Source organism: Streptomyces mirabilis (assembly GCF_018310535.1).
Lineage (GTDB): Bacteria > Actinomycetota > Actinomycetes > Streptomycetales > Streptomycetaceae > Streptomyces.
This window is the reverse complement of record NZ_CP074103.1, coordinates 360,509-386,582: the sequence shown is the minus strand read 5'-3', so window position 1 is coordinate 386,582 and position 26,074 is coordinate 360,509. Positions and strand designations below refer to the sequence as shown.

The window sequence follows — 26,074 nt, the reverse complement described above, 5'->3', positions numbered from 1 at the left end:
CACAGGATGGGCTTCGCCGACGACCACCTCATACCGCTGGTCGACCAGGGGCTGGGCAACAGTGCCTACCTCGTCGATCTCGGCGACGGCCGCGCGCTCGCGGTGGACGCCAGCCGCGACCTGCGGGCCCTGAAGGCAGCGGCCGCCCGGCGCGGTCTCACCGTCGCCTTCGCCGCCGACACCCACCTGCACGCCGACTTCCTCTCCGGCGCCGTCCAGCTCGCCCACGACGACGGAGCCGAAATCCTCGCCTCCGCCGCCGGGCGCCGGGCCTTCGGCCACCGGGGCCTCGCCGACGGCGACGAGGTCGATCTCGGCGGCCTGACCCTGCGGGCCCTGGCCACCCCCGGCCACACCGACGAGCACCTCTCCTTCCTCCTCCACGACGGCGGCCGGGAACTGGGGGTGTTCACCGGCGGCTCGATGATCGTGAACTCCGCCGCCCGCACCGACCTCCTCGGCCCTGGCCGCACCGAGGAACTCGCCCGCGCCCAGTACCGCTCGCTGAAGCGCCTGATCACCCTGCCCGACGCCACCGCCGTCTGGCCCACCCACGGCGCCGGCTCCTTCTGCTCCGCCGTACGCGGAAACGAGCGCACCTCCACCATCGGCGGCCAGAAGCAGACCAACCCCCTGCTCGCCGCCGCGGACGAGGGCGCCTTCGTCAAGCAGCTGGTGGCCGGCCTGGGCAGCTACCCCGACTACTTCGACCGCCTCGGCGAAGCCAACCGGCGCGGCCCCACCGTCCTGAATGCCGCCCCGCTGCTGCCCGCGCTCGACGCCGGCCAGGTCAAGGCGCTGCTCGCCGACGGCGCGCAGATCGTCGACGTCCGCCCGGCAGCCGACTACGCCGCCAGCCACATACCCGGCTCCCTCTCCATCCCGCTGCGCGGCCAGTTCGCGACCTGGCTCGGCTGGCTCCTGCCGGACACCGACCCGGTCGTCTTCGTCACCGGCGACGGCCAGGACCTCGCGGACATCGTGTGGCAGTCGTACAAGATCGGCTACGAGCGCCTGGCCGGACGGCTCGCGGGCGGCATAGCGGCCTGGCTCGCCGACAGCAACCCGCAGACCACCACCGCCTTCCTCACCCCCGACCACGCCAAGGGCCGCCCCTACGTCGATATCCGCCAGGACGCGGAGTTCACCGCCGGACACGTCCCCGGCGCCCTGAACATCGAACTCGGCTCCCTCGCCGCAGCCGCCGTCGACGCCCCCGAGGGCGCGGTCGTGGCCTGCGCCCACGGCGAGCGCGGCATGACCGCGGCCAGCGTCCTGGAACGTGCCGGCCACACCGACATCGCCGTCCTCGACGGCGGAGCCATCGACTACGCCCAGGCCCACGGCCAGCAGCTCATCCAGGGAACCGGGGACACCACCTCGTGAGCACCACGCACCCCACCCCGACGACCGACGCCCACGGCCGGCCCGTACGGCTCGGCCTGCGCGAGAACCGCCTTCAGTTCACGCTGCTGGTCATCGTCAACATCTGCGTCGGCGGCCTGGTCGGCCTGGAACGCACCACCGTCCCGCTCATCGGCTCCGAGACCTTCGGCCTGACCAGCGACCTGGCCGTCTTCTCCTTCATCATCGCCTTCGGCCTCACCAAAGCCTTCACCAACCTCGCCGCCGGAGCGCTGACGGCCCGCTTCCGCCGCAAGCAACTGCTCGTGGCCGGCTGGCTGCTCGGCATCCCCGTCCCCTTCGCCCTGGCCTACGCGCCGTCCTGGGGCTGGATCGTCGCCGCGAACGTACTGCTGGGGTTGAACCAGGGCCTGACCTGGTCGATGACCGTCAACATGAAGATCGACCTCGTCGGCCCCTCCCGCCGCGGCCTGGCCACCGGGTTGAACGAGGCCGCCGGTTACACCGCGGTCGGCGTTACCGCCCTGCTCACCGGCTACCTCGCCACCAGCTACGGCCTGCGCCCGGTCCCCGAACTCATCGGCATCATCTTCGTCGTCGCGGGTCTTGCGCTGGCCCTGGTCGTCCGCGACACCGCCGCCCACGTCGCCCTGGAACTGGCGAACCACACCAAGCCGCTGCCCACCGGCGAGGACACCGGTCTCAAGGCCACCTTCGTCCGCACCTCATGGCGTCACCGTTCCCTGCGCGGCGCCAGCCAGGCCGGGCTGATCAACAACCTCAACGACGGACTGACCTGGGGCGTCTTCCCCCTGCTCTTCACCGACCACGGCCTGGGGCTCGCCGCTGTCGGACTCATCAAGGGTCTTTACCCGATCCTGTGGGGGCTCGGGCAGATCCCCACCGGGCACCTCGCCGACCGCATCGGCCGCAAACCCCTGATCGTCTACGGCATGCTCGTCCAGTCCGTAGGCTTCGTCCTCGCTCTCGTGCTCCTCGACCGGCCCCTGCTCGCGGGCATCATCTCCGCGGTCTTCCTCGGTTTCGGCACGGCCATGGTCTACCCGGCCCTCATCGCCTCCATCTCCGATCACGCCCACCCCGCCTGGCGAGCCAATGCCCTGGGGACGTACCGGTTCTGGCGCGACATCGGCTACGCCGCCGGCGCTCTCGTGGCCGGTGTGCTCGCTGACTGGCTCGGCCTGAACTCCACCGTCATCGCCGCGGCAGTCCTCACCGCCGCCTCGGGCCTGCTCGCCGCCCGCTGGATCACCGAGCACCGGCCCGACGCCCGCTGAACGAGCAGCCTGTCCCGGCCACCTACCGGGGCAGGCTCTGGGTGACCCGCCACAAGCGCCGGGGCAACTCACCCTCCTCGAAAGCGTGGGCCTCCCGCAGGTCCCAGCCGTCGGCGAGGGCGTCGACGAGGCCGCGGTCGAAGAAATGCACGGCGAAGCCACCGTGCTCGAAGATGCCGTCCCCGTGAGCGACACCGTTGCCGTAATGGGCGTCGCCGGTGTGGCGGACGGTGTAGAGGAAGGTGCCGCCCGGCCGCAGCACCCGGCGGACCTCACCGGCGAGGGCTTGGATCTCCTTGGTCGAGAGGGCCATGCACAGCAGCATGTGCGCGAACACCGCGTCGAGCGAGGCGTCCGGAAGCGGGAGGGGCTCGCGTACGTCGTGCTCCAGGGTGGTGACCTGCCCGCCGAGTCCCATGCTCTGGGCGGCGCTGCGGAGCTGGGTCAGGCCGGTGGGGCTGAAGTCGGCGGCCTGGACGGTGAAGCCCTGGCGGGCGAAGTGCAGGGCGTCGCGGCCGTGTCCGGCCCCGAGCTCCAGTACGTCCCTCGCCCCGGCGGCCCGGAACACCTCGGCGGCGTGGACGGCAGGGGCGGAGGGCTGTTCGCCGTACATGCCCGGATGGGCGGCGTACGTGTCCTGCCAGTGCTCGCGCTGGATTTCCGCCAGTGCGGGGTCCTGCTCGTGCCCCGTCATCGCTGGACCGCCGAGCGGACGGAGATGTGGGACCCGTTCGCGTGTGCCGCGTGGGCGGGGCCGCCGCGCTCCAGCGTGTCCAGGTGGCGCCGGGCGACGGGGAGTTGCATCACCCCGGAGACGAGGAGTGCGGCGCTGGTCGCGGCGAGCAGGCCGCCGATCACGTCGGGCAGGTAGTGCACACCCAGGTAGACGCGGGCGCCCGCCACGGTGGCGGCAAACGCCATGCCGACGAGGATCGCGGGCAGCCGCAGAGAGCTACCGACGAGCAGGACCAGGCTGACGGCGAGGGCGACAGCGATGGTGGTGTGTCCGCTGGGGAAGCTCTGCACGCTGTCCGGGGCGATGACCCACAGCCGCTGCGGGGGCCGCTTTTCGGAGACCGCGATCTTGACGGCGTAGCCGATGGCCATCGCCCCGCCGAGGGTGAACAGCACGCGCACCGCGTCCTGCCTGCGGCGCAGCAGCCACAGCACGGCCGGGAGGAGCAGGGCCGCGGCCACGCCGACGGCGGCCTGCGCGGCGAAAGTGGCCGCCTTGGCCAGAGTGGTCAGCGCCGGGTCACGCCAGGCGGCCACGTGCTCGTTGAGGGAGATGTCCGCGCTGGTCAGCGTTGCACTCCGGGCTGCCAGGCCCAGGACCACCAGGGCGGCCAGGAGGATCTGGCCGCCCACGATCCTGCTGCGAGACGTCACGTCGTGCCTTTCTGCCGGACGCGCGGAGTTCACCCCAACGCCATGTCGGGGAACGATATCGGAACTCGATGAGGGCTCAGGCACCCGGGACGAGCACGGGCCCGGCCTGCTCGCGCGCAGGCGCAGGTATCCTGTCCGATACCGATATCGGGGTTCGATATCATGCCGGGCAGGATCTGCGCACCGAGGAGCTGGGGCTATGAGCGAGCCGTCGACCGCCGTGGGGGCGCCGCAGGAGTTGCAGCGGCGGCTGGGGGTGTCCGACGCGGTGGTGATCGGCCTCGGCTCGATGATCGGTGCCGGGATCTTCGCCGCCCTCGCCCCGGCGGCGCACGCCGCCGGCTCCGGACTGCTGCTGGGTCTGGCCCTGGCCGCGGTCGTCGCCTACTGCAACGCGACGTCCTCCGCGCGCCTGGCCGCCCGCTACCCGGCGTCCGGCGGCACCTACGTCTACGGCCGTGAGCGCCTGGGTGACTTCTGGGGCTACCTCGCCGGGTGGGCCTTCGTCGTCGGCAAGACCGCTTCCTGCGCGGCGATGGCGCTGACGGTGGGCTCCTACGTCTGGCCCGGTCAGGCCCACGCGGTCGCCGTCGCGGCGGTGGTGGCGCTGACCGCGGTCAACTATGCCGGGGTGCAGAAGTCCGCCTGGCTCACCCGCGCGATCGTCGCGGTCGTCCTGGCGGTCCTGGCCGCCGTGGTCGTCGCCGCGCTCACCTCCGGCAACACGGATGCCGCCCGGCTGGACATCGGCTCGGACGCCACCTTCGGAGGGGTACTCCAGGCCGCGGGGCTGCTGTTCTTCGCGTTCGCCGGATACGCGCGCATCGCCACCCTCGGCGAGGAGGTCCGCGATCCAGGCCGCACCATCCCCCGGGCCATCCCGCTCGCGCTCGGCATCACCCTCATCGTCTACGCCGTCGTCGCCGTCACCGTCCTGACCGTGCTCGGCCCCGAGAACCTGGCAGACGCGACCGCACCGCTGTCGGACGCCGTGCGCGCTGCCGGGGTGGACTGGCTGGCGCCAGTCGTCCGCGCCGGCGCGGCGCTCGCCGCACTCGGCTCGCTCCTGGCCCTGATCCTGGGCATCTCCCGCACCACCCTGGCCATGGCCCGCGACCGGCACCTGCCCCACGTCCTGGCCGCCGTGCACCCGAAGTTCAAGGTGCCCCACCGCGCCGAACTCGTGGTCGGCGCCGTGGTGGCCGTACTCGCGGCGAGCACCGACGTGCGCGGGGCGATCGGCTTCTCGTCCTTCGGCGTGCTGGCCTACTACGCCATCGCCAACGCCTCCGCCTGGACCCTGACCCCGGCCGAGGGCCGCCCTGCACGGATCATCCCCGTCGTCGGGCTGGCCGGCTGCCTGGTCCTGGCCTTCGCCCTCCCCCTGGCCTCGGTGATCTCCGGCGCCGCCGTCCTGGCCGTCGGCGTCGCTGCCTATGGCATCCGCCGCACGCTCATCACGCGCCGGCAGTTGTAGGACCTCGCGACGCGCCCGCTGCCGGACAGCCACATATCCGGCTGGGCCGAGCTGCCTCGCGGGACGATATCGGCGTCCGATATATCTCCGTCAGCAAGAGGGGCACCACGACATGACGCAGCTCAGTACCTGGCCGACCCGGCTGACCTCGACCACCGCTCCCGCAGCGGTCATCCTGATCCGTCTCTACGTCGGCCTGGTGTTCCTCTGCGAGGGCATCTTGAAGTTCCTGCGCCCCGACGCACTCGGTACGGGCCGGTTCGACAAGGCGAACATCCCCCTCCCGGGGTTCTTCGGCCCGTTGGACGGCGTCTTCGAGATCGTGTGCGGGCTGCTGATCCTGGCCGGGCTGCTGACCCGGCTCGCCGTCGTACCGATGGTGATCGACATGCTCGGCGCCCTGCTGATCACCAAGCTGCCCATCCTGTGGGGCAACGCGCCGCTGTTCAAGGGCGAGTCGGGCTGGTGGGACTTCATCCACGAGTCCCGCACCGACCTCGCCCAGCTCTGCGGCAGTCTGTTCCTGCTGATCGTCGGCGCGGGCGTCTGTTCCGTGGACGCCCGGCTGCGCTGCGCTCCCGCCAGCCTGCCGGACGGTGTGGACCAGCGGTGACCGCAAGCGTGGCCTCAGCCGTCGGCGTCGCCAGTGAGGACCTCCCGGGCCAGCTCCTTGAGCGCCCGGCGGTCATCGGCCAACGCCTGTTTCCCTGCTTCGGTGGCCCAGTACACCCGCCGGGTGCGGCCATCGACCACCCGCTGCTCGGAGACCAGCAGCCCGTCGGCCTCCAGCCGGTGCAGCGTCGGATACATCGTGCCGGGGCTGATCTGGTAGCCGTGACTGGCCAGTTCCTGCGTCATCCAGGCGCCGTGGATCTCCTCTTCGGCCGCGTGATGCAGGATGTGCAGCCGCACCGCGCCTCGCTGGAACTCCCGCATCCCATCCACCTCCCTGCCCGCCGGGCAGTGACGAAACCGATATCGGTGGTCGAGTCTAAAGGGTCCGCTGTCCGCCGGCGGCGGCCGGGTGCGCCGGATTTTGGTGCCCAGCAGCTGGCACAAGCCGGCGGCGGGGGCCATACGGCAGGGCAGGATGACGCACCGATGTCCATACGCCCCTCATCGGCCGCACCACTTGCGGAGACGTCAAGCACAGCGCGGCCCGAGGCCCCCACCTACGTTCGCAGGGGCCCCAGCTGCGGCTGGTCAGCGTTCGGCCGACTGGCGTGCCAGGCGCCTGGTGATGCGGCGGGCAGCGAATTCGGTGCCTGCGACGAAACGCAGCATGGGGCCGAACATCGGCGCGGCCAGGGAGCCGGTGGCGTACAGGCCCGGCGCACTCGTCTCGAACGCGCCGGACAGCTGGGGGGCCTTGGCACCGGGCACGCGGGCCACCGCCTGGCGCAGGGGCGGAGTCAGGAAGTCGAGGGCGTCGACGTCGAGGCGGTAGCCGGTGGCGGCCAGGACATGGTCGACGGTGAGCTCCGCCGGGCCATCGCCCTCGCCAGCGAGACGCAACTGCACCTCGGCGCCATGCAGTTGTGCGTGTTCGATGTGCCGTGAAGTGTGCACGGGCACGGCTCCTTCGACGCGGTCACGCAGCCACCATCCTCCCGACGGGCCCAGCGCACGGCGGAAGAGCCACAGCCGGGCAGAGGCCGGCAGCCCCCGCACCGCACCGGGAGCACGGCACACCCCGGCCAGCGCCCAGCCCGCACCCAGCGGCGAGTAAGGGTGCGCCAGCCGCTGCAGTACCGGCCGCCGGAGCGCCGGAGTACCGCCCCACAGCACCCGGTGCGTGCGCACCACCACCTGTGCTTGTGCGCCGGCCTCGTGGAGCAGCGCGGCACTCTCCAGGGCGGACTGGCCGCCGCCGATGACCGCGACCCGCCGTCCGGCGTAGCGGGACAGGTCGGTGTGCTGGCTCGTGTGGGACACCACCGCCTCCGGGCCCGGACCGGCGGGCACCAGAGAACGCAGCCCGCCGGGGATGTGCGCGAACGCGCCGAGGCCGGTGGCGACCACCACGGCTGTGGCCTCCACTACCTCCCCGTCCTCCAGCCCGACGGTGAAACCGGCACCCGTGGACTGCACCGACATCACCCGTGCCGCGTCGACCGCGCCGACGTACCGGTCGGCGAACCACATGCCATACCGTACGAACACCTCGCACGGGATCGGGGTCAGCTCGGTCAGCTCCGACTCGCCCGTCGCCCGGCAGAAGTCCGCCAGCCCCCCGCCCGGCTGCGGTGCGGACAGATCGGTCGCGGCAGGAGTCGACTTCAAGAACATGCCGGTGGCCATCGCATGCCGCCAACTGCCCATGACCTCCCCGAAGACCCGCACGCGCACTCCTGCGGCGCGCAGATGCGCAGCCACCGACAACCCGTACGGCCCGGCACCGATCACCACCACCGGGCCACCCGGCCGGTCGGACGCGGCCCGGTCCCGGGCGCCATGTTGTGGTGAAAGCGACTGCGTCATACATCCCCCTGCTCATCGGCGCGGCACCCTCCCCAGGGCGCGCAACAACGCGGGAAGGCGCCCAGCCACAGGAGCCGATTCCCCCTGCACCAGTGTGAGGGCCAAGGAGGTATCGGCGCACGATATCGGCATACGTTGTCTGTGGGCGTCTTCACCACACGGCGACTGCCATAACCGGGCGCCACACGTGACCCGCTGGTTTCTTCGAGGAGGCCACCCGATGGCCGGCACCGACACTCCAACTCCCCGCGCAGCGAAGGCACCCGGCAGAAGTCGCGCAGCCCACTGGTGGGCCGAGCCGAACGGGAAGGCCGCACTGATCCTGACCGCCGCCGCGGCCACCGTCATCGCCCTGGTCGCCGCCGGCTGGCCGCCGCTGCTCCGCGCGGACCACCGACTGGCCTCGCGCCTGCACGTCCTGGCGCTGGAACACCCCGCGTGTACGCATGCCAACCGCATCCTGACCGACTGGATCTGGGACCCCTGGACCATGAGGGCCCTGCTCACCGTGGGGGTGATCGTCCTGTGGCGGCACGGCCGGCGGCTCCTCGCACTGTGGATCGCCGCGACCTCCGCCGTCGAATCCGGCATCCGGTCCGTACTGCGCTGGGCCGTCGGCCGCGACCGGCCGGTGTGGGAACACCCCGTCGACTCCGCCAGCTTCAACGCCATGCCCTCCGGCCACGCCATGACGGCCGCCGCCAGCTGCGTCCTGCTCCTCTGGCTCGCCCGGCGAGCCGGTCTCCGCGCCGGCCTGTGGTGCCTCGCCGTCGCCGTTGCAGCGGTCTCGGTCGCCGGGGTCTGCTTCACCCGCATGTTCCTCGGCGTGCACTGGCCCACCGACACCCTCGCCGGAGCCCTCCTCGGCGCCGCACTGGCCACCGCCTCCATCGCCACCTGGAACACCGCCGAGCACGGCCGTCAGCGTGTGGGGCCCGGTGGCGGACAGCGCTGAGCAACTTCTGCGTGAGGTAGGGCCGGGCCCTGGCGGCCGGGCCCGCTGAAGTAGGGTCGCGCCGGTTGCGTCGGTGCGAGGGTACGGGGTGGGACAGCCAGTGGATCTGGGGATCATCGGGCAGGCGGCCGGTCTGTTCGCGGTGACGAACATCGACGACATCCTGGTCCTCGCGCTGTTCTTCGCGCAGGGCGCCGGGCACAAGGGCTCCACCCGCAACATCGCGACGGGGCAGTGTCTTGGCTTCGCGGCCATCCTCGGTGTGGCGGTGGCCGCCGCGTTCGGCGCCACGTTCTTGCCCGAGTCGGCCATCCCCTACCTCGGTCTGCTGCCGCTGATCCTGGGCCTTAAGGCCGCCTGGCAGGCGTGGCAGAACCACCGCGACGGCGGGGACGAGGAGAGTGCGGCCAAGGAGGGCGGGCCCAAGATCCTGGAGGTCGCCGCGGTGACCTTCGCCAACGGCGGCGACAACATCGGCGTCTACGTCCCGGTGTTCGCCACCGCCGGCGTCGGCGGCATGAGCGTCTACGCCGTGGTGTTCCTGATCCTGCTCGCCGTGTGGATCTTCGCGGGCAAGTTCTTCGCCACCCGACCCGTCATCGCCAAGGCCCTGGCCCGCTGGGGCCACATCCTGCTCCCCGTCGTCCTCATCGGCATCGGCCTGCTCATCCTCATCGAAGGCGGCGCCTTCGGCTTGTAGGACGAGGACCGGCTCCCCGTTCGCCGCACCCGGCGAACGGGGAGCCGGTCCAGGCCGACCTGCTGAAGCGTCTCGGACGGGGCGACGTCTCTCAGGTGCCGTCCCCGTCCGGCTGGGTCAGCTCGTGCCGAGCATCTTGTTCATCTGGGTGATCTCCGCGCTCTGCGCGGTGATCACGTCGTCGGCGAGGGCCTTGGCCGGGCCGTAGACGCCGTTGCTCTTCTCCGTCTTCGCCATCTCGATCGCGCCCTGGTGGTGCCCGACCATCATGGTCAGGAACGCGGTGTCGAAGGCTTTGCCGGATGCGTCTTTCAGCTCGTCCATCTGCTGGGTGGTCATCATGCCGGGCATGGGCGAGGCGTTCCCGTGGTCCATGCCGTGGTCCATGCCGCCCATGGCGTCGGGGACCTTCTCGCCCCACGTCTTGAGCCAGCCGGACATGGTGGTGATCTCCGGGTCCTGCGCGTTCTTGATCTTCGTGGCCAGGGTCTTGACGTCGCTGTTGGCGGCCCGGGTGGCGGCCAGGTCGGCCATCGCGATGGCCTGGCGGTGGTGCTGGATCATCTGGGTGGCGAAGGCGACGTCGGCGGCGTTGTGCGCCCCGGTCGACGCCGAGGCGGAGGCGGGCGGGGTCGTCGTGCCGCTGCCGGAGGTGCCGGTGTCACTGCTGCCGCAGGCGGCGAGGACGAGGGCCACGGTGGCGGCGGCCGTCACGGCGGCGGCCCGGCGGAGGGTGGAACGGTGTGTGGTCATGGCGGTGCAACTCCTGTGGTGAAGCATCGGATGGGCATGCCGGAGCGCGGCGGTCGCCGTAAGGGCGGTGCCGGGCGGGCGCGCCTAAATGCGCAGGAGCTGCAGTTCGCTCAAGGAGGGCGGGGCCCGGCCGCCGTCGAAGGCGTGTCCGCGCTGGTGCTGCGGCACCCCGTGGGGCGCGGTCGGCTCGACGGCCACTTGTGTCAGGACAGGAAGGGCCGGGCCGTGGCTCGTGCCGGCGGCGACACAGAGCGCGTCGGCGTGATGGCCGTGGCCTCCGGCCGGACCATGGGCCTGATCGTGGCATCCACAGTCGTCAGCCGGGACGGCTGCTGGTGCGTGAGCGGGCATGGGCGCGGCAGCCGCGGGTGCCATGCTGGCGGACGCGAGACCGTGCATGCCCAGCAGGCCGACGAGTACGGCCAGCACCAGTAGCACCTTCACCCGCCAGGCGGGCTCCGGCGCCGAAGGGAAGCGGACACGGCTCACGCGCTCATCGTAGGCGGCGCTGGTAACCCCGGCCGGGTGGGCTGCCTCCACCCTTATCGGCACTTTACGTGACTGATCGCGTACCGTATGTGACATGTCGGTGTGGGTGTTGCCCCGGAGCGCACAGCGCGGACGGCCCCTGGCATCGGTGATCGCCGTGGTCCTGCTCGGGCTCGTTCACCTGCTCGGCTGCGCGCACGGCCCCCAGCTCACCGGGAGCGCCCGCGCGGACACCGTGCCGATCACCACCGCTGCCCACGCCCTGTCGGCAGCGAATGCCTCTGCGGAAGGCTCCCGGCTGCCGTCGCACCCGACGGTGGAGTGCTCCGGGGAGGACACCCCTGCCGTCGCGGCCCAGCGGGTCACTGCCCCGGCCGCTCCGATGGCCGTCTGCACCGCGCTGGCGCTCTCGCCGGTGGAAGCGTCACTGCTGGAGATGGTGATGGCCGCCCCGCCCCGGGCGGGGCCCGGCGAGGGTGGAGCTCCGGGCCGCAGGCGCGCTGCGCTCGGGGTGTGGCGGACCTAGACCAGGCGGCGCACCGCACTGGCCAACGGGGAGCCGTTCCGCTCCCGGAGTCGGCGTGGTGCCGTGCGATCTGAAGCGTCCGCCTGCCCGCTCAACCGATGCGGCCACGCCTCCTGGCAGGGGGCACGGCTGCGGGAGACCTGCGCCATGAACTCTTCGCTCCTGCCCGTACTTCCCCCTGCCCCGGCCCGGCTGCTGGCCGCCACATCCCTGCCCTCGCACACCCCGGCCGGTCTGGTCGGTGACACCCCTCTGCTGTGGGTCGGCGAGCCATTCGCTGCTTCGGGCCGCGGCTTCTGGGCGAAACTCGAAGGCCACAACCCCGGCGGGATCAAGGACCGCACCGCCCTGTACATGGTGGCCCGCGCCCGCGAGCGCGGGGACCTGCTGCCCGGGGCGCCCATCGTGGAGTCGACCTCCGGCACGCTCGGCCTGGGCCTGGCCCTGGCCGGGGTCACCTTCGGGCACCCGGTCACCGTGGTCACCGACCCGGGCATGGAGCCGATGATGACGGGCCTGCTCACCGCCTATGGAGCCGACGTGCAGACCGTGACACAGCCGCACCCCACCGGCGGCTGGCAGCAGGCCCGCCGCGAACGGGTCGGTGAACTCCTCGCCGCCCGCTCGGACGCCTGGTGCCCCGACCAGTACCACAACCCGGACAACGTGGCCGCCTACCGACCCCTGGCCCACGAACTCATCGCCCAGCTCGGCCGGATCGACGCCCTGGTTGTCAGCGTGGGAACGGGCGGCCACTCGGCCGGGATCGCCTCCGTGCTGCGCGGCTACTTCCCCGACCTGACGGTGGTGGGGGTCGACACGACCGGCTCGACGATCTTCGGGCAGCCCGCCGCGCCGCGCCTGATGCGGGGGCTGGGCAGCAGCATCTATCCCCGCAACGTCGACTACACGCTGTTCGACGAAGTCCACTGGGTCGCCGCCCCCGAGGCGGTGTGGGCGGCCCGCGCCCTGGCCAGGGCCCACTACGCCACCGGCGGCTGGAGCGTGGGGGCGGTCGCCCTCGCCGCCCGCTGGCTCGCCGGACAGCTGCCCGCCGAAGCGAGGATCGCGGCGGTCTTCCCCGACGGCCCCCAGCGCTACACCACGACCGTCTTCGACGACACGTACTGCCGCGAACACCACCTGCTCGGCCACCAGCCCCCAGACGCCCCCGAGGAGATCAGCTTCCCTGGCGAGCGCACCGTCACCCGCTGGACGCGGTGCACCACCGTCACCGACCCCCTCGCCGGCACCGCCGCGCTCGGCCCGGACGCTGCCGCCTGCACCCTGGCGGAGGCCGCCCGATGAAGACCCTGTGGGCCGCCACCGCCTCCTTCCCCCCGGTCGTACGGCTGCTGATGGCCAACCAGTTCGCCATCAACCTCGCCTTCTACATGCTCATGCCCTACCTCGCCGCCCACCTCACCGGCGACCTCGGCCTCGCCGCCTGGACGGTCGGTCTGGTCCTGGGCGTACGCAACCTCTCCCAGCAGGGCATGTTCCTCATCGGCGGCACCATCGCCGACCGCTACGGCTACAAAGCCCCCATCATCGCCGGATGCCTGCTGCGTACCGCCGGATTCGCCCTGCTGGGCTGGGTCGACAACGTCCCCGCGCTGATCATCGCCTCGGCGGCAACCGGCTTCGCCGGCGCCCTGTTCAACCCCGCGGTCCGCGCCTACCTCGCCGCCGAAGCCGGCGAACGCCGGGTCGACGCGTTCGCCACCTTCAACGTCTACTACCAGGCCGGCATGCTCCTCGGCCCGCTGGTCGGACTCGCCCTGCTGGCCGCCGACTTCCGCGCGGTGTGCACCGTGGCCGCCGCGATCTTTGCCGCGCTGACCATCTTGCAATGGCGGGCCCTGCCCGCGTCCGCCCGGCAGAACGGCGCTGCCGGGCGAGAGGAGGGCGGGGTGCTGGCCCAGTGGCGCACGGTCGTGGCCAACCGGCCGTTCCTGCTGTTCTCGCTGGCGATGATCGGCTCCTACGTCCTGACCTTCCAGGTCTACCTCGCGCTGCCCTTGGCCGCCGACGACGCGCTCGGCAGCAACGGCACCAAGGCCACCAGTGCCCTGTTCGTGGTCTCCGCGGCGGTGGCCGTGATGGGGCAACTGCGCCTGACCGGCTGGGCGAACCGCCGCTGGAGCCCTGATCAGGCCCTGGTGCGGGGCCTGGCCGCGATGGGGCTGGCCTTCGCGCCCCTGGCGCTCGTGCCCTCACAGGCGGGGAAGATGGTGGTGCTGGGGGCGCTCGTGGTGGCGGTGGTGCTGCTGGCGGCCGGCAGCGCGGTGGTCTACCCCTTCGAGATGGACACCGTCATCTCCCTGGCCGGGGGGCGGCTGGTCGCCACCCACTACGGCCTCTACAACACCGTCTCCGGCCTCGGTATCACCCTGGGGAACCTCGCCACCGGCGCGTTGTGGGACTTCGCCCACCGCCACCACGCCGGATGGCTCGTCTGGGCGGGGCTGGCCGCCACCGGCGCGCTGTGCGCGGCAGCCGTCCGTGCGCTGTCCCGCACCGGCCGACTCGCGGCGCCGGTTCCCCAGCCGCTTCCCGCCTGACACAGTCCGCTCGCCCCGGAGCCGGACCGCGGCCTCCGGGGCGAGCGGCCTTCGGATCAGTGCTCGTGGGGGCCGGGGCGGTGGCCGGGGCCGTGGGCGTCGTCGCAGTGCGCCCCGTCCGCGTCCGGTTCGGCGGAGTGCAGGGTGAGCAGCTGCTCGGGGGCGTGGTCGACCTGCAGCGTGGTGTGGGTGATGCCGGGGCCGGTGGCCAGGAGTTGTTCCAGGTCCCGGCGTACCGCGTGGCAGTCCTCGCCCGGTTCCACCAGGACGTGGGCGGACAGGGCGCTCTGGCCGGAGGTGATCGTCCAGATGTGCAGATCGTGGAGCTCGACCACCCCGTTCTGGGCGGCCAGGAGGTCGCCCAGGGCGTCGGGGTCGGTGCCGGTGGGGGCTGCCTCCAGGAAGATGCGGCCCGAGTCGCGGACCAGGCCGTAGCCGGCCTTGAGCATCAGGGCGACCACCAGCAGGGAGGCGATCGCGTCCGCGCGGGCGAAGCCGGTGAACAGCACCACGGCGCCGGCGATCGCGGTGGCGACGAACCCGAACAGGTCGGTCAGGATGTGCTGGTAGGCGCCCTGGACGTTCAGCGAGGTCCGGTTGGCCTTGGAAATCGCCCACGTCGCCACCAGATTGACCGCCACCCCGACCAGGGCCGTGGCCAGGACGAGGCCGCCGGTGACCTGCGGCGGGGAGATCAGCCGGTGGATCGCCTCGTAGGCCAGCCACACCGACAACAGCAGCAAGGTCAGCCCGTTGGCCTGCGCGGACAGGATCTCCACACGCTTGAGGCCGTAGGTGTAGGAGCCCTTGGCCGGGCGGGCGGCCAGCCGCATCGCGACCAGGGCCAGCACGATCGAGGCGACATCGGTGAGCATGTGCGCGGCGTCCGAGATCAACGCCAGCGAGTTGGCCACCACACCGACGACGACCTCGGCGCACATGAAGACGGCGATCATCACCAGGGCGAGGGTCAGCCACCGGCGGTCCGCGTCCGCGGCCACCCCGTGGGCGTGGCCGCCGTGCCCGCTGCCGTGGTCCTGATCGTGGGTGGTGCTCATGACGGTGGTCCTCCCCGGGGCCCGAAGCGGGCTCGCGTCCGGAAGTGAAGCGCAGATCGCGCGAAGATCCAAAGGCTGCAGTGATGACCGTTGTCGTTCCCGCCAACGCGCTCCGGCGCTTCCGGTCGCTGCTGGTCAGGAGTGGTGGTGGGCGAGGGCGGCGTGCGGGTCCTGATCGCCGGCGCGGGTGGGGTCGGCATGGATCAGCGCGGCGGTCAGCCGGGGGACGGCGTGCAGCAGCGCGTGCTCGGCCTCCACCGCGACCTGATGGGCGGAGCGCAGGCTGAGGGAGCCGTCGACGGTGATGGTGGCCTCGGCCCGCAGCTGGTGGCCGATCCACCGCATCCGCACCTCGCCGACCCGGCTCACCCCGGGCACCGACCGCAGGGCGGTCTCGGCGCTGTCGACGAGGGCGGGGTCGACCGCGTCCATCAGACGGCGGAAGACCTCCTTCGCCGCGTCCTTGAGCACCATGAGGATCGCGATGGTGATCAGGAGGCCGACGATTGGGTCCGCCAGCTGCCAGCCGAGGGCGACCCCGCCGGCGCCGAGCAGGACAGCGAGGGAGGTGAAGCCGTCGGTGCGGGCGTGCAGCCCGTCGGCGACCAGGGCAGCCGAGCCGATCTTGCGCCCGGTACGGATGCGGTAGCGGGCTACCCACTCGTTGCCGATGAAGCCGACGACCGCGGCGGCAGCGACCCACGGCAGGTGGGTGATCTCCTGCGGGTTCAGCAGCCGGTCGACGGCGGTGTACGCCGCCAGCGCGGAGGACGCGGTGATGGTGAGCAGGATCGCGATGCCCGCCAGATCCTCGGCCCGCCCGAAACCGTAGGTGAAGCGGCGGGTCGCCGCCCGCCGCCCGATGACGAAGGCGATGCCCAGCGGCACCGCGGTCAGCGCGTCGGCGCCGTTATGGATCGTGTCACCCAACAGCGCGACCGACCCGGACAGGGCGAACACCAAAGTCTGGAGCACGGTGGTGACACCGAGAACGCCCAGCGAGATCCACAGCGTGCGCATGCCCTCCGCCGACGACTCCATCGCCGAGTCGACCTTGTCCGCCGCCTCGTGAGAATGCGGAGCGAAGGCGTGGCCGACCTGGTGCCGCAGTCTCGACCAGCGGGAAACCCCATGCCCGTGGTCATGCCCGTGGCCGCCGTGTTCGTGACCGTGGCCATGCCCGTCGTGATCGTGGTGGTGCTCGGCGGAGGCGTGCGGCTCGTGGGTGGGGTCGTGGTCGCTCACGGGCTCAGAGCCTTCCGGGTCGGGGGCAAGGGGCGGGCTGGCTGGACACCCGCGATCCAGTCTCGCATTATGTGCGCATGAATGCACGCATGCACTTGTCAGGTACTCATCGTTCGCAAGAGCCAGACGACGGCGAACGACTCGACGTGGCGGTGGAAGTGCTCGGGCTACTCGCCGACCGCACCCGCCTGACCCTGCTGCGCCGGCTCGGCGAAGGCGAGGCGGATGTGACCACGCTGGCCGAAGCGTGCGGCGCGGCCCGCCCATCGGTCAGCCAACACCTGGCCCGGCTCCGCCTGGCCGGACTGGTCGCCACCCGCAAGGACGGCCGCCGAGTGATCTACGCCCTGCGCCACGGCCACCTGCGCAACCTGGTCGAGGAAGCCCTCAGCGTCGCCGATCACCAGCTCGGCGCGCTGCCGCCCCACGACTGACCTCCACCCGGTCGCCGCCCCGGGTCTCGCTACACCCCGTCCCCGGCAGAACCCGCCCCGCTTCGCCGGGCAAGCCCCACGCGGCCCCGCGGGCGCCTGCAACAGGGACGAGAAGCGGGTCAGCGGTCCGGCTAGTCCGTGCTCGCGGCAGCCAGCGCCTGCCGCAGCCGGCCGGGGTCCGGCAGGCCAGCCAGCCCCTTCGCGGTCCGGTACATCCGGCACGTCAGCCCGACGGGATGCGAGGGCTCGGCGAACGGGTCGCGGCCCTCGATGAGGAGGGTCGGGGAGCCGGCGAAGCCGACCTCCTCAGCCTGCGCTTGATCGCTGATCACGCGGGTGGCGAACGCGACCCCGTGCAGGCCGAGATCATCCAGCGTGTGACGCAGCTGTTCGGCGGCGGGCTTCTCGTGGGGACAGTCCGGTACGACCAGGAGTTCGATGTTCACTCCTCCAGGATCGCGCGGGCATTCGCCGTGCGGACCAGGCGAACCGTGAGTTCATGGGTTTCTGAATTCAGAGTTCTGTGTATTCTCCTGACTGTGCTGACTCTTGCTCCCGACATCGAGGTGCTGGCGCGGTTCGGCCGCGCGCTCGCCGACCCGATCCGCTGCCGGATCCTCCTCGCGCTGCGCGAGGCGCCGGCCTACCCCTCCGATCTAGCCGACATCCTCGGCGTCTCCCGGACCCGGCTGTCCAACCACCTGGCCTGCCTGCGCGACTGCGGGCTCGTCGTCACCGTGCCCGACGGCCGTCGTACCCGCTACGAACTCGCCGACGAACGCCTCGGCCACGCCCTGGACCACCTGCTCGCTGCGGTGGTCGCGGTCGAGTCAGACAAGACCTGCCCGGACGCGGCTACGAAGGACTGCTGCTGAGATGGCCGCGATATCCCTGGGCCCGTCCCCGGCCCGCCGCGACGCCCTGGCCAAGCGCATACGGCTGCTGGTCACCGCGACCATCACCTACAACGTGATCGAGGCGGTCGTCGCGATCACCGCCGGGACGATCGCCTCCTCGACCGCGCTGATCGGGTTCGGTCTGGACTCCGTCATCGAGGTGTCCTCCGCCGCGGCAGTCGCCTGGCAGTTCTCCGCCCGCGACCACGCCGTCCGCGAGGCCCGGGCGAAGACCACCCTGCGGATCATCGCCGTCTCCTTCTTCGCCCTCGCCGCCTACGTCGCCATCGACGCCGTACGGGCCCTGGTCGGCACCGGCGAGGCGGACCGCTCCATCCCCGGCATCGTCATAGCCGCCCTGTCTCTGGCGATCATGCCGTTCCTCTCCGCCGCCCAGCGCAAGGCCGGCCGTGAACTCGGCTCCGCCAGCGCGGTCGCCGACTCCAAGCAGACCCTGCTGTGCACCTACCTCTCCGCCGTCCTGCTGGTCGGTCTGATCCTCAACGCCACCCTCGGCTGGTCCTGGGCCGACCCCATCGCCGCCCTCGTCATCGCCGTCATCGCGGTGAAGGAAGGCCGCGACGCGTGGCAGGGCAAGGGCTGCTGCGCACCCCCCGCCCACACTCCGGCCCCCGTCGGGGCAACCGCGGCCGAGGCAGACGCGTGCGGCTGCAAGCCGGGCTGCACCTGCTGCTCGTGAACATCTCGTTGCCGGATCACGATCCCGCCACCCGCCCCGTCGATACTGACCGAGCGATCACGGAGCGGCGGGGGCAACGGTGGAGTGGACGATCTGGGCCGGGTTCGCGGCCGGCCTGCTCATCTCGACGGTGACCGCTCCGGTCGGCGTGTCCGGGGCGGTCTTCCTCCTGCCGGTTCAGCTCAGCGTCCTCGGCGTGCCGAGCCCGGCGGTCACACCGACGAACCTGCTGTTCAATGTGGTGGCCGGGCCAGGCGCGCTGTGGCGCTACCGCCGCGACGGCGCTCTGCGCGGCGGACTGGCCCGGCGCCTCGTCGCCTGGACGCTGCCCGGCGTCATCGCCGGAGCCGCCATCCGCGTCTTCGCCCTGCCCGGCCCCAACGTCTTCCGCATCCTGGTTGCCGCCTTCCTGCTGCCGCTCGGCACGTGGCTGTGCCTGCGCACCCTGCGCCCCGCCCGGCGGCGGCCGGACGCGGCCGAACCGTCGGCGCCCACGCTCGCCGCCCTCGCCCTGACGGTCGGGGTGGTCGGCGGGATCTACGGGATCGGGGGCGGTTCCCTGCTCGGGCCGATGCTCGCCGCGCGCGGCATGCCCATGGCCCGCATCGCACCGGCCACCCTCGCCGCAACCTTCACCACCTCCGTCGCCGGGGCTGCCGCGTACGCCGTGCTGGCCCTGGCGAGCCCCGGGCCCGTCGCGCCCGACTGGTGGCTGGGCTTGGCCTGCGGGCTGGGCGGGCTGATCGGCGGCTACCTCGGCGCCCGCTTCCAACCCCACCTTCCCGAGACCGCGCTACGGCTCCTGCTCGGCGCCCTCGCGGCGACCCTCGGCGCGCTGTACGCCGCCCAGACCCTGACCTGAGCCGCTCCGCAGCAGGTCAGTGGCCGCGCGGGGCGTACATGATGACCGCCATCCCGGCGAGGCAGACCAGGGCGCCGATGACGTCGAAGCGGTCGGGCTGGTAGCCGTCGGCCACCATGCCCCACGCGATCGACCCGGCCACGAAAACCCCGTACGCGGCGAGGATGCGCCCGAAGTTTTCGTCGCTCTGGAGGGTGGCCACCACCCCATATACGCCGAGCGCGATGACGCCGGCGCCGATCCAGATCCAGCCCTTGTGCTCGCGGATGCCCTGCCAGACCAGCCAAGCGCCCCCGATCTCGAACAGGGCGGCGACGGCGAACAGAGCGATGGAGCGGGCGACGAGCACGGGGCGAACTCTCCGGAGCAGGGGTAACGGGCAGGAACGGGATACGCGGTCAGGCGTCCGACCCGAACAGATCGGTGAGCAGGCCGACCCCGTCGGCCGGCGCGCGGACTTCCAGGTGCAGGCGCGGTCCGTCGAGATGGAGCTGAAAGTCGAAGAACGGGCAGCACTGCTGCTCGGCCGCCGCCAACTCCGCCACCCGCGCCGTCCGCTCGACCGGCAGCGTCAGCCGCAGACCCTCGGGTACCGCGGTCCGCACCGCGCCGTCGACCGCCTCGCGCCACTGCACGGTCCGCTCGTGCAGCCCGTCGCCGGTCAGGGAGCAGGCCACCAGCGCCGTGCGCCATCCCTCCGCCTCTGCGGCCTGGCGGCTGGGCGCGAGCATCACGTCCACCGGCCGCGTCCCCGGAGCGGCCGTGGCCGACGGGGCGAGGAAGTCGCACTCGGGATCACAGGGGCTCGCGCGATCGGGCAGAGCGTCCAGGTGCTCCAGCGCAGTGTGCATGAACGCGGCCAGCTCGGCCGCGCGAGATTCGGCCTCGGCCAGGCGGGCGGCGATCCGCGGCCGCAGGTCGGCCTTCACGTCCCGGCAGGCGCCGGCCTCCCACACCCCGAGCAGCTCGCCGATCTCCTCCAGCGGCAGCCCCGGATGCTTGGCCGCGCCGATGAACACCAGCCGCTCGACCGCGTCCTCGCCGTACACCCGGTAGCCGGCCGGGGTCCGATCGGCGGGCAGCAGCCCGGCGCCCTCGTAGAAACGCAGGGTGGTCGCCGGCACGCCGGAGCGCTCGGCGAGCTGGGAGATCCGCATCGTGCTCACACCTCGACGGCAGACCTTCGACCCAGGTCGAAGGTCAAGCCCGAACCCGCACGCTCGTCGACGCCAGAGCGGCGCACACGATCCGGTTCCGGCGTCACCGTGTCCGGGAATCTGCGAACCCACGCGCTTTTAGTAGCACAGCAGCCAAGATCGGGAGGGACGAGGTCGGTCACCGCAGTGGCGAGTGGCGCTTCGTCGGGTTCGGCACACCACCCCGAAGGTTCGGACAGGCGCTGTGCCCCTGGCACGACGCCGGATGGGCCGTCCGCGCCCTCGGACGGCCCTAAGTCGCGGTTTCGTGCCCGCCCCGTGACGCCTCCGTAATCGGCGCACGCGGCCGGGCCGGAGCCGATAACAGCGTCCTGGCGGTCGTGGAAGCGATGGCACACTGATCTGCCCAACTTGCCCATCACACCTGGGAGATCACCTGATGAACGCCACCCCAGCCGCCGGAGCCCAGCGAACCGAACCAGCCGAGGATCGCACCGGCGGCTGCCTCTGCGGTCGCATCCGCTTCACCGCCCAGGGCCCCGCAGTCTTCCCCCACACCTGTGAATGTGGACATTGCCAGAAGCTCGGCGGCACCCCCGTGATGTGGTGGGTGGGATTCGAGACGGTCACCTGGACCGGTGAGAGCGAGCCGCGCTGGTACGAGACCTTCGAAGGCGAGGCGAAGCGCGGCTTCTGCCCGACCTGCGGCAGCCGCGTCGCGGCGATCGACAGCGGCATCCCGGAGATCGGCATCAACGTCACCGCCCTTGACGACACGAGCGGCACTGACCTTGTGCCCATTCACGCATCCTTCCGCGACAACGCCGTGCACTGGCTGCCCCCGGTGCCGGAGACCAAGCACAGCGCGGCCGGTTGACCGCCTGTCCGCTGGTCGTTTCACCCGCATGGTCCCGGCCGGCGCCGGGCAGCCGACGACGCCGACCCTCTGCAGGACGACGGAGTGGTGCTCATGCGCGCCTTCTGGACGGAGCCCCCAGGCGCGGCAGCTCGTAATGAGCTCCCTCCACAAGGACCTGGCGCTGGCGCGGCGCTGATGCTGCTCGCCCTCATCTCGCACACGGGCCCCGAACCGGCGAACAACGCTGCGCTCCGGCACGCCAATGGCAGCACCGGTGGCCTAAACAACTCACCCCAGGGCAAGGGCGAGTTCAGCAGGCTGACGGCGAGCGGGCCGTGTGTCAACACGGCGACATCCGACTCGGTAGCGAGTTAGCCCGGGGCGCAACCGCACACGTCCGGTTCGGCTCCGGTGGGCGTGTGACCGACGGCGGGCGCGCAGCAGCCCTTGCCCTGCCAGGCGTCACGGCCTTCTTTGACAGCGATGGCGGCGATGACCAGGGCGGCGATCGGGTCGGCCCAGGTCCAGCCGAACAGCAGGTTGGCCAGCAGGCCGGCCAGGAGTACGGCGGAGAGATAGGTGCACAGCAGGGTCTGTTGGGAGTCGGCGACGGCGGAGGCGGAGCCGAGTTCGCGGCCGGCCTTGCGCTGGGCGGCGGACAGGAACGGCATGACCGCCAGGGAGAGGGCGGCGAGGATGATGCCGGGCACCGAGTGGTCGGCTTCGCCGGTGCCGGTCAGCGCGCGTACGGAGTCGGCGGTGACGTAGAGCGCGAGGGCGAAGAAGGAGACGGCGATGATCCGCAACGTTCGCTTTTCCCGGGCTTCCCGGACGGCGTGGTCGCGCGCGGAGAACTGCCGGGCGACGGCCGCGGCGGAGGAGACCTCGATGACGGAGTCGAGTCCGAAGCCGATCAGGGCGGTGGAGGAGGCGAGGGTGCCCGCGGTGAGGGCGACCACGGCCTCGACGACGTTGTAGGTGATCGTCGCGGCGACCAGCAGGCGTATGCGGCGGGCGAGTGCGTCGCGGCGGGCCGGGCCGGGGCGAGGGATATCGCGGTCATTCAGCAGCAGCCCTTCTCGTCGGCGTCCACGCAGGTGCGGTCCGCCGCCACGGCGACCATGGCGGTGCGGAGGTCGTCCAGGGCGTGTCCGAGGCGTTCGTCGGCCAGTTCGTAGCGGGTGCGCCGGCCGTCGGGGACGGTGACGACCAGGCCGCAGTCGCGCAGGCAGGCCAGGTGGTTCGACAGCCGGGTGCGGGAGATTTGCAGCTTGTCGGCGAGGTCGGCGGGGTATGCCGGGGCCTCGCGCAGGGCGAGCAGGACGCGGCAGCGGATGGGGTCGGCGAGGGCGCGTCCGAATCGCGCCAGCACCTCTATGTCGGTGGCAATGGTCAGCACACCACCACGATACATAGATTCCTGAATTCAGGTATCCATGGATCGTCAACTGCCGGCTGGGGTCGCGTTCTCGATGATCCGGCAGACCAGGGCCTTGTCCCCGCGGCCTGCGGCCTGATCAGCCTGGGCGCGGGCATATTGGAGGGTCGCACGCAGGGCTTCAAGGTCGGCGATGCGGCGGTCGATGTCGGCGAGGTGCTTGTCGAGGAGGTCGGTGACGAGACCGCAGGGCTGCTCGCCGCTGCGCTGGAGGTCAAGGATGTCCTTGATCTCCTTGAGGCTGAGGCCGAGGGCCTGGGCCTGGCGGATGAAGCCGAGGACGGGGACGGCGTCGTCGGTGTAGGTGCGGTAGCCGGCGGCGGTGCGCTCGGGCGGGTCGATGAGGCCGTTGGCCTCGTAGAGGCGTACGGCCTTGGGGCTGAGCCCGGAGGCGGCGGCGATGCGGCCGACGGTGAGCATGGTGGGGCTCCGTTCGTGGGGTGTGTCTCCAGTGTCGGCTTGACCTTGCCCTAAGGGCAAGGTTTTAACGTCCGGGCATGAGCACGGACCAAGGGGACGGCTGTCCGGCGATGACGGTGGAGCCGCTGAGCGCCGCGTGCGCGGCCGTCGTGGAGCGGGGCGAGCACGCCTGTTTCGGGATCAGCCCGTTCAACAGCTACTTCTCCACCGACCGGATCCGGGACCTGGCGGCGTGGGGGCTGGCCCGCTTTGAGCGAGTGGACTTCTTCGTACCGGACGCGCCCAGTGCCTTCACGTTCGAGGCGCTCGGGTACACGCCGGAGAAGGCCGCGTGGAAGGCGCGTCGGCAGGGGCAGTACACCCGCAACAAGATCGCTGCGGCGCTGGGTTCACTCGGCGTCACCCAGCGCGGGGCGCGCGTGCTGGGCTGGGCCGAGCTGGAGGGCAACGCCGCGTTCGGGCGGCTCCACGAACACGGGCTGCGGCGGTACACCGAGGACGTGGAGTTCCGGGATGCATGCCGGGAGGCGTCCGGCTGGGTGCTGGCCGGGAAGCTGCCCGCCGGGCAGCGGCCAGATGCGGAGCAGGTCGAGCGGGCAGTGCGGTACCTCCTGGCCGAGCTGCCGCTGTTCCTGGACACCCCCTCCATTGTCGACGCCGGGATATCGCTCTTCTGCTACCACCAGCCGCCCGACGTGCTGCGCCGCCTCTACTCCGGCGAGCTGAGCTGGCGCCCCGCCGCGGGACAGGGCTTCGCCGTTATCACCCCGGCCGGCCGAGTATGAACAGGGAAGGAACCTCCACGATGTCCACTACGACGGATACCGGCCCCATAGAGCTGGCCATCTCCGGGATGACCTGCGCCTCGTGTGTCGCCCGGGTCGAGCGGAGGCTGGGCAAGCTGCCCGGAGTGAGCGCCACGGTGAACCTGGCGACCGCCACCGCGTACGTCACCCGCGAGGACCCGGCGGTCGAGGTGGCGGAGCTGGTCTCCGCGGTCGAGGCCATCGGCTACGGCGCCGAGCCGGCGGGAAGCGGCGCGCCGGAGACAAAAGACGCCGGGCCTGGCGATGCCGAGCAGACACACGTCGCCGGACTGAGGCGCCGCCTGATCGGCTCGGCACTGCTCGGGCTGCCCGTGGTGGCCATATCGATGATCTCCGCGCTGCACTTCGCCGGATGGGGGTGGATCGCGCTCGCGCTGGCCACGCCGGTGGTGGCCTGGGGGGCGTGGCCGTTCCACCGGGCAGCGGTGCTCAATCTGCGACACGGCTCGGCGACCATGGACACTCTGGTGTCGCTGGGTGTGCTGGCCGCGTATCTGTGGAGCGCGGGCACCCTGGCCCTCGGCGGGGAGCACCTGTACCTGGAGGTCGCCGTCGTGCTGACGACGTTCCTGCTGGCCGGGAGGTTCTTCGAGGCGCGGGCCAAGCGGCGGGCCGGGGAGGCGATCCGGGCGCTGATGGACCTGGGCGCCAAGGACGTCGCCGTGCTGCGCGGCGGCACCGAAATACGCATCCCTGTCGAGGAGTTGGCGGCCGGGGACCTGTTCGTGGTGCGTCCCGGGGAGAAGATCGCCACGGACGGGGAGGTCGTCGACGGTGCCTCGGCGGTGGACGAGTCGCTGCTGACCGGCGAGAGCGTGCCGGTGGAGGTCGAGCCGGGCTCGCAGGTCACCGGCGCAACCGTCAACAGCCACGGACGGCTGGTCGTACGGGCGACGCGGATCGGCGCGGACACCAAGCTGGCGCAGATCGCCGCGCTGGTGGAGCGGGCGCAGACCGGCAAGTCGGAGGTGCAGCGGCTGGCGGACCGGATCTCGGCGGTGTTCGTGCCGGTCGTGATCGCGCTGGCGGCGGGCACGTTCGGGGTGTGGCTGCTGACCGGGGCCTCGGCGGCGACCGCCCTCACGGCCGCCATCGCCGTGGTGATCATCGCCTGCCCGTGTGCGCTGGGGCTGGCGACGCCCACCGCGCTGATGGTTGGTACCGGGCGCGGGGCGCAGCTCGGGCTGCTGATCCGCGGGCCGGAGGTGCTGGAGTCCACCCGGCGGATCGACACCGTCGTGCTGGACAAGACCGGAACCGTCACCGAGGGCCGCATGCGCCTGGTCGACGTCGTACCGGCGGACGGCGAGGACGAGGAGGATGTGCTGCGCCTGGCCGGCGGACTTGAGCACGCCAGCGAGCACCCGATCGCCGCGGCCATCGCGAGCGCTGCGCGCGAGCAGCTCGGCTCACTCCCTGACGTGACCGGCTTCGCCAGCACCCAGGGCCGGGGTGTCACCGGGCAGGTCGAGGGCCGTACGGTGCGCGCGGGGCGCGCCGCTTGGCTGGAGGAGCAGGGCCAGGCACTGCCCGAGGAGCTGGTCCGGGCCCGGAAGGAGGCCGAGGGCGAGGGCCGTACGGTCGTCTTCGCCGCCTGGGAGGGGAAGATGCGCGGTGCGCTGGTGGTCGCCGACACCGTCAAGGCGACCAGCGCCGAGGCGGTGGCCGACCTGAAGCGGCTCGGCCTGACACCGGTACTGCTGACCGGCGACAACACCGCTGCCGCCCGTGCGGTCGCGGCCGAGGTGGGCATCGAGAAGGTGATCGCCGAGGTCCATCCCGAGGACAAGGTCGCCGAGGTCGAACGCCTCCAGCACCTGGGCCGGGTGGTGGCGATGGTCGGCGACGGCGTCAACGACGCGGCCGCCCTCGCCCAGGCCGACCTGGGCCTAGCCATGGGCACCGGCACCGATGCGGCGATCGCCGCGTCCGATCTGACGCTGGTACGTGGGGATCTGCGGGCGGCGGCGGACGCCATCCGGCTGGCCCGGCGCACCCTCCGCACGATCAAGGCCAATCTGTTCTGGGCATTCGCCTACAACGTGGCCGCGTTGCCGCTGGCCGCGCTCGGGCTGCTCAACCCGATGATCGCCGGTGGGGCGATGGCATTCTCGTCGGTCTTCGTCGTCTCCAACAGCCTGCGGCTGCGGCGCTTCCAGCCGCTGCGGTGAACTGAGGGTC

General features: G+C 71.9%; 29 protein-coding genes and 1 pseudogene. 16 read left to right on the top strand and 14 right to left on the bottom strand.

Annotated elements, in window-relative coordinates; genetic code table 11:
- The first annotated feature begins 6 nt into the window (after nucleotides 1–6).
- Both SMIR_RS42520 and SMIR_RS42515 read left to right on the top strand, forming a co-directional pair.
- The gene (locus tag SMIR_RS42520) at nucleotides 7–1,386 is read left to right on the top strand and encodes an MBL fold metallo-hydrolase (protein ID WP_212728808.1); all 1,380 of its coding nucleotides are present in this window, start codon (nucleotides 7–9) and stop codon (nucleotides 1,384–1,386) included.
- Nucleotides 1,383–2,663, top strand: coding sequence for an MFS transporter (locus SMIR_RS42515; RefSeq protein ID WP_212728807.1), 1,281 nt, complete (start codon nucleotides 1,383–1,385; stop codon nucleotides 2,661–2,663). The genes SMIR_RS42520 and SMIR_RS42515 overlap by 4 nt, the downstream gene beginning before the upstream one ends.
- 22 nt (nucleotides 2,664–2,685) lie before the next feature.
- Here the strand turns inward: SMIR_RS42515 and SMIR_RS42510 are convergent, their stop codons facing one another.
- Nucleotides 2,686–3,357 (bottom strand): class I SAM-dependent methyltransferase, encoded by a 672-nt coding sequence (locus tag SMIR_RS42510; RefSeq protein ID WP_212728806.1) that lies wholly within the window; start codon nucleotides 3,355–3,357, stop codon nucleotides 2,686–2,688.
- Nucleotides 3,354–4,052, bottom strand: coding sequence for a phosphatase PAP2 family protein (locus SMIR_RS42505; protein WP_212728805.1), 699 nt, complete (start codon nucleotides 4,050–4,052; stop codon nucleotides 3,354–3,356). The genes SMIR_RS42510 and SMIR_RS42505 overlap by 4 nt, the downstream gene beginning before the upstream one ends.
- Nucleotides 4,053–4,251: 199 nt before the next feature.
- On the opposite strand from SMIR_RS42505, the gene SMIR_RS42500 reads away from it, so the two are divergent.
- Entirely contained in the window at nucleotides 4,252–5,529 is a 1,278-nt protein-coding gene (locus SMIR_RS42500; RefSeq protein ID WP_212728804.1) for an APC family permease, read from the top strand.
- A gap of 112 nt (nucleotides 5,530–5,641) precedes the next feature.
- Complete coding sequence (locus SMIR_RS42495; RefSeq protein WP_212728803.1) at nucleotides 5,642–6,142, top strand: DoxX family protein; 501 nt, start codon at nucleotides 5,642–5,644, stop codon at nucleotides 6,140–6,142.
- Nucleotides 6,143–6,156: 14 nt separating this feature from the next.
- Here the strand turns inward: SMIR_RS42495 and SMIR_RS42490 are convergent, their stop codons facing one another.
- Together SMIR_RS42490 and SMIR_RS42485 are read right to left on the bottom strand one after the other, a co-directional pair.
- Complete coding sequence (locus SMIR_RS42490) at nucleotides 6,157–6,465, bottom strand: Rv3488 family transcriptional regulator (protein ID WP_212728802.1); 309 nt, start codon at nucleotides 6,463–6,465, stop codon at nucleotides 6,157–6,159.
- Nucleotides 6,466–6,732: 267 nt separating this feature from the next.
- On the bottom strand, nucleotides 6,733–8,010 hold the full coding sequence (locus tag SMIR_RS42485; protein ID WP_212728801.1) for an FAD-dependent oxidoreductase: 1,278 nt from the start codon (nucleotides 8,008–8,010) through the stop codon (nucleotides 6,733–6,735).
- 220 nt (nucleotides 8,011–8,230) lie between these two features.
- Here SMIR_RS42485 and SMIR_RS42480 point away from each other — a divergent pair, with 220 nt between their 5' ends.
- On the top strand, nucleotides 8,231–8,965 hold the full coding sequence (locus SMIR_RS42480; RefSeq protein ID WP_212728800.1) for a phosphatase PAP2 family protein: 735 nt from the start codon (nucleotides 8,231–8,233) through the stop codon (nucleotides 8,963–8,965).
- A gap of 100 nt (nucleotides 8,966–9,065) precedes the next feature.
- Complete coding sequence (locus SMIR_RS42475) at nucleotides 9,066–9,665, top strand: cadmium resistance transporter (protein WP_212728935.1); 600 nt, start codon at nucleotides 9,066–9,068, stop codon at nucleotides 9,663–9,665.
- A 117-nt stretch (nucleotides 9,666–9,782) separates the two neighbouring features.
- Here the strand turns inward: SMIR_RS42475 and SMIR_RS42470 are convergent, their stop codons facing one another.
- A complete protein-coding gene (locus SMIR_RS42470) occupies nucleotides 9,783–10,418 on the bottom strand; it encodes a DUF305 domain-containing protein (protein ID WP_212728799.1) in 636 nt (211 codons plus the stop codon).
- 84 nt (nucleotides 10,419–10,502) lie between these two features.
- Nucleotides 10,503–10,907 carry a DUF6153 family protein gene (locus tag SMIR_RS42465; protein ID WP_249938715.1) on the bottom strand — a complete coding sequence of 135 codons (405 nt, stop codon included), beginning with the start codon at nucleotides 10,905–10,907 and terminating at the stop codon, nucleotides 10,503–10,505.
- A 94-nt stretch (nucleotides 10,908–11,001) separates the two neighbouring features.
- Here SMIR_RS42465 and SMIR_RS42460 point away from each other — a divergent pair, with 94 nt between their 5' ends.
- The 3 genes from SMIR_RS42460 (at nucleotide 11,002) to SMIR_RS42450 (ending at nucleotide 13,997) form a co-directional block, all read left to right on the top strand.
- A complete protein-coding gene (locus SMIR_RS42460; RefSeq protein ID WP_212728798.1) occupies nucleotides 11,002–11,433 on the top strand; it encodes a hypothetical protein in 432 nt (143 codons plus the stop codon).
- Nucleotides 11,434–11,580: 147 nt separating this feature from the next.
- Entirely contained in the window at nucleotides 11,581–12,741 is a 1,161-nt protein-coding gene (locus tag SMIR_RS42455) for a PLP-dependent cysteine synthase family protein (protein WP_212728797.1), read from the top strand.
- Nucleotides 12,738–13,997 carry an MFS transporter gene (locus SMIR_RS42450; protein ID WP_212728796.1) on the top strand — a complete coding sequence of 420 codons (1,260 nt, stop codon included), beginning with the start codon at nucleotides 12,738–12,740 and terminating at the stop codon, nucleotides 13,995–13,997. Before SMIR_RS42455 ends, SMIR_RS42450 begins: the two co-directional genes overlap by 4 nt.
- Before the next feature lie 56 nt (nucleotides 13,998–14,053).
- Here the strand turns inward: SMIR_RS42450 and SMIR_RS42445 are convergent, their stop codons facing one another.
- Both SMIR_RS42445 and SMIR_RS42440 read right to left on the bottom strand, forming a co-directional pair.
- Nucleotides 14,054–15,055, bottom strand: coding sequence for a cation diffusion facilitator family transporter (locus tag SMIR_RS42445; RefSeq protein ID WP_212728795.1), 1,002 nt, complete (start codon nucleotides 15,053–15,055; stop codon nucleotides 14,054–14,056).
- A gap of 135 nt (nucleotides 15,056–15,190) precedes the next feature.
- The gene (locus SMIR_RS42440; RefSeq protein ID WP_212728794.1) at nucleotides 15,191–16,300 is read right to left on the bottom strand and encodes a cation diffusion facilitator family transporter; all 1,110 of its coding nucleotides are present in this window, start codon (nucleotides 16,298–16,300) and stop codon (nucleotides 15,191–15,193) included.
- Between the two features lie 77 nt (nucleotides 16,301–16,377).
- Here SMIR_RS42440 and SMIR_RS42435 point away from each other — a divergent pair, with 77 nt between their 5' ends.
- Nucleotides 16,378–16,734, top strand: coding sequence for an ArsR/SmtB family transcription factor (locus tag SMIR_RS42435; protein ID WP_212728793.1), 357 nt, complete (start codon nucleotides 16,378–16,380; stop codon nucleotides 16,732–16,734).
- A gap of 131 nt (nucleotides 16,735–16,865) precedes the next feature.
- On the opposite strand, the gene SMIR_RS42430 is transcribed toward SMIR_RS42435, so the two are convergent.
- Nucleotides 16,866–17,180, bottom strand: coding sequence for a hypothetical protein (locus SMIR_RS42430; RefSeq protein WP_212728792.1), 315 nt, complete (start codon nucleotides 17,178–17,180; stop codon nucleotides 16,866–16,868).
- Between the two features lie 93 nt (nucleotides 17,181–17,273).
- Here SMIR_RS42430 and SMIR_RS42425 point away from each other — a divergent pair, with 93 nt between their 5' ends.
- The 3 genes from SMIR_RS42425 (at nucleotide 17,274) to SMIR_RS42415 (ending at nucleotide 19,192) form a co-directional block, all read left to right on the top strand.
- Nucleotides 17,274–17,609: an ArsR/SmtB family transcription factor gene (locus SMIR_RS42425; protein WP_212728791.1), complete on the top strand. Its 336-nt coding sequence runs from the start codon at nucleotides 17,274–17,276 to the stop codon at nucleotides 17,607–17,609.
- 1 nt (nucleotide 17,610) lies between these two features.
- Complete coding sequence (locus SMIR_RS42420; protein ID WP_212728790.1) at nucleotides 17,611–18,330, top strand: cation efflux transmembrane domain-containing protein; 720 nt, start codon at nucleotides 17,611–17,613, stop codon at nucleotides 18,328–18,330.
- A gap of 79 nt (nucleotides 18,331–18,409) precedes the next feature.
- Nucleotides 18,410–19,192 carry a sulfite exporter TauE/SafE family protein gene (locus tag SMIR_RS42415; protein WP_212728789.1) on the top strand — a complete coding sequence of 261 codons (783 nt, stop codon included), beginning with the start codon at nucleotides 18,410–18,412 and terminating at the stop codon, nucleotides 19,190–19,192.
- A gap of 16 nt (nucleotides 19,193–19,208) precedes the next feature.
- Here SMIR_RS42415 and SMIR_RS42410 read toward each other — a convergent pair whose 3' ends face one another.
- Nucleotides 19,209–19,541: a YnfA family protein gene (locus SMIR_RS42410; protein ID WP_212728788.1), complete on the bottom strand. Its 333-nt coding sequence runs from the start codon at nucleotides 19,539–19,541 to the stop codon at nucleotides 19,209–19,211.
- A gap of 49 nt (nucleotides 19,542–19,590) precedes the next feature.
- Nucleotides 19,591–20,349 carry a MerR family transcriptional regulator gene (locus tag SMIR_RS42405; protein WP_212728933.1) on the bottom strand — a complete coding sequence of 253 codons (759 nt, stop codon included), beginning with the start codon at nucleotides 20,347–20,349 and terminating at the stop codon, nucleotides 19,591–19,593.
- Between the two features lie 439 nt (nucleotides 20,350–20,788).
- On the opposite strand from SMIR_RS42405, the gene SMIR_RS42400 reads away from it, so the two are divergent.
- Complete coding sequence (locus SMIR_RS42400; protein ID WP_212728787.1) at nucleotides 20,789–21,226, top strand: GFA family protein; 438 nt, start codon at nucleotides 20,789–20,791, stop codon at nucleotides 21,224–21,226.
- A gap of 353 nt (nucleotides 21,227–21,579) precedes the next feature.
- Here SMIR_RS42400 and SMIR_RS42395 read toward each other — a convergent pair.
- From SMIR_RS42395 to SMIR_RS42385, 3 genes and pseudogenes are all read right to left on the bottom strand, one after another.
- Nucleotides 21,580–22,271 (bottom strand): annotated as a pseudogene (locus SMIR_RS42395) (cation efflux transmembrane domain-containing protein).
- On the bottom strand, nucleotides 22,272–22,607 hold the full coding sequence (locus SMIR_RS42390; RefSeq protein ID WP_212728786.1) for an ArsR/SmtB family transcription factor: 336 nt from the start codon (nucleotides 22,605–22,607) through the stop codon (nucleotides 22,272–22,274).
- A gap of 45 nt (nucleotides 22,608–22,652) precedes the next feature.
- Entirely contained in the window at nucleotides 22,653–23,066 is a 414-nt protein-coding gene (locus SMIR_RS42385; RefSeq protein WP_212728785.1) for a heavy metal-responsive transcriptional regulator, read from the bottom strand.
- A 77-nt stretch (nucleotides 23,067–23,143) separates the two neighbouring features.
- Here SMIR_RS42385 and SMIR_RS42380 point away from each other — a divergent pair, with 77 nt between their 5' ends.
- Nucleotides 23,144–23,851 (top strand): tRNA-dependent cyclodipeptide synthase, encoded by a 708-nt coding sequence (locus tag SMIR_RS42380; protein WP_249938714.1) that lies wholly within the window; start codon nucleotides 23,144–23,146, stop codon nucleotides 23,849–23,851.
- A gap of 20 nt (nucleotides 23,852–23,871) precedes the next feature.
- Nucleotides 23,872–26,064: a heavy metal translocating P-type ATPase gene (locus SMIR_RS42375; protein WP_212728784.1), complete on the top strand. Its 2,193-nt coding sequence runs from the start codon at nucleotides 23,872–23,874 to the stop codon at nucleotides 26,062–26,064.
- Nucleotides 26,065–26,074: the final 10 nt, after the last annotated feature.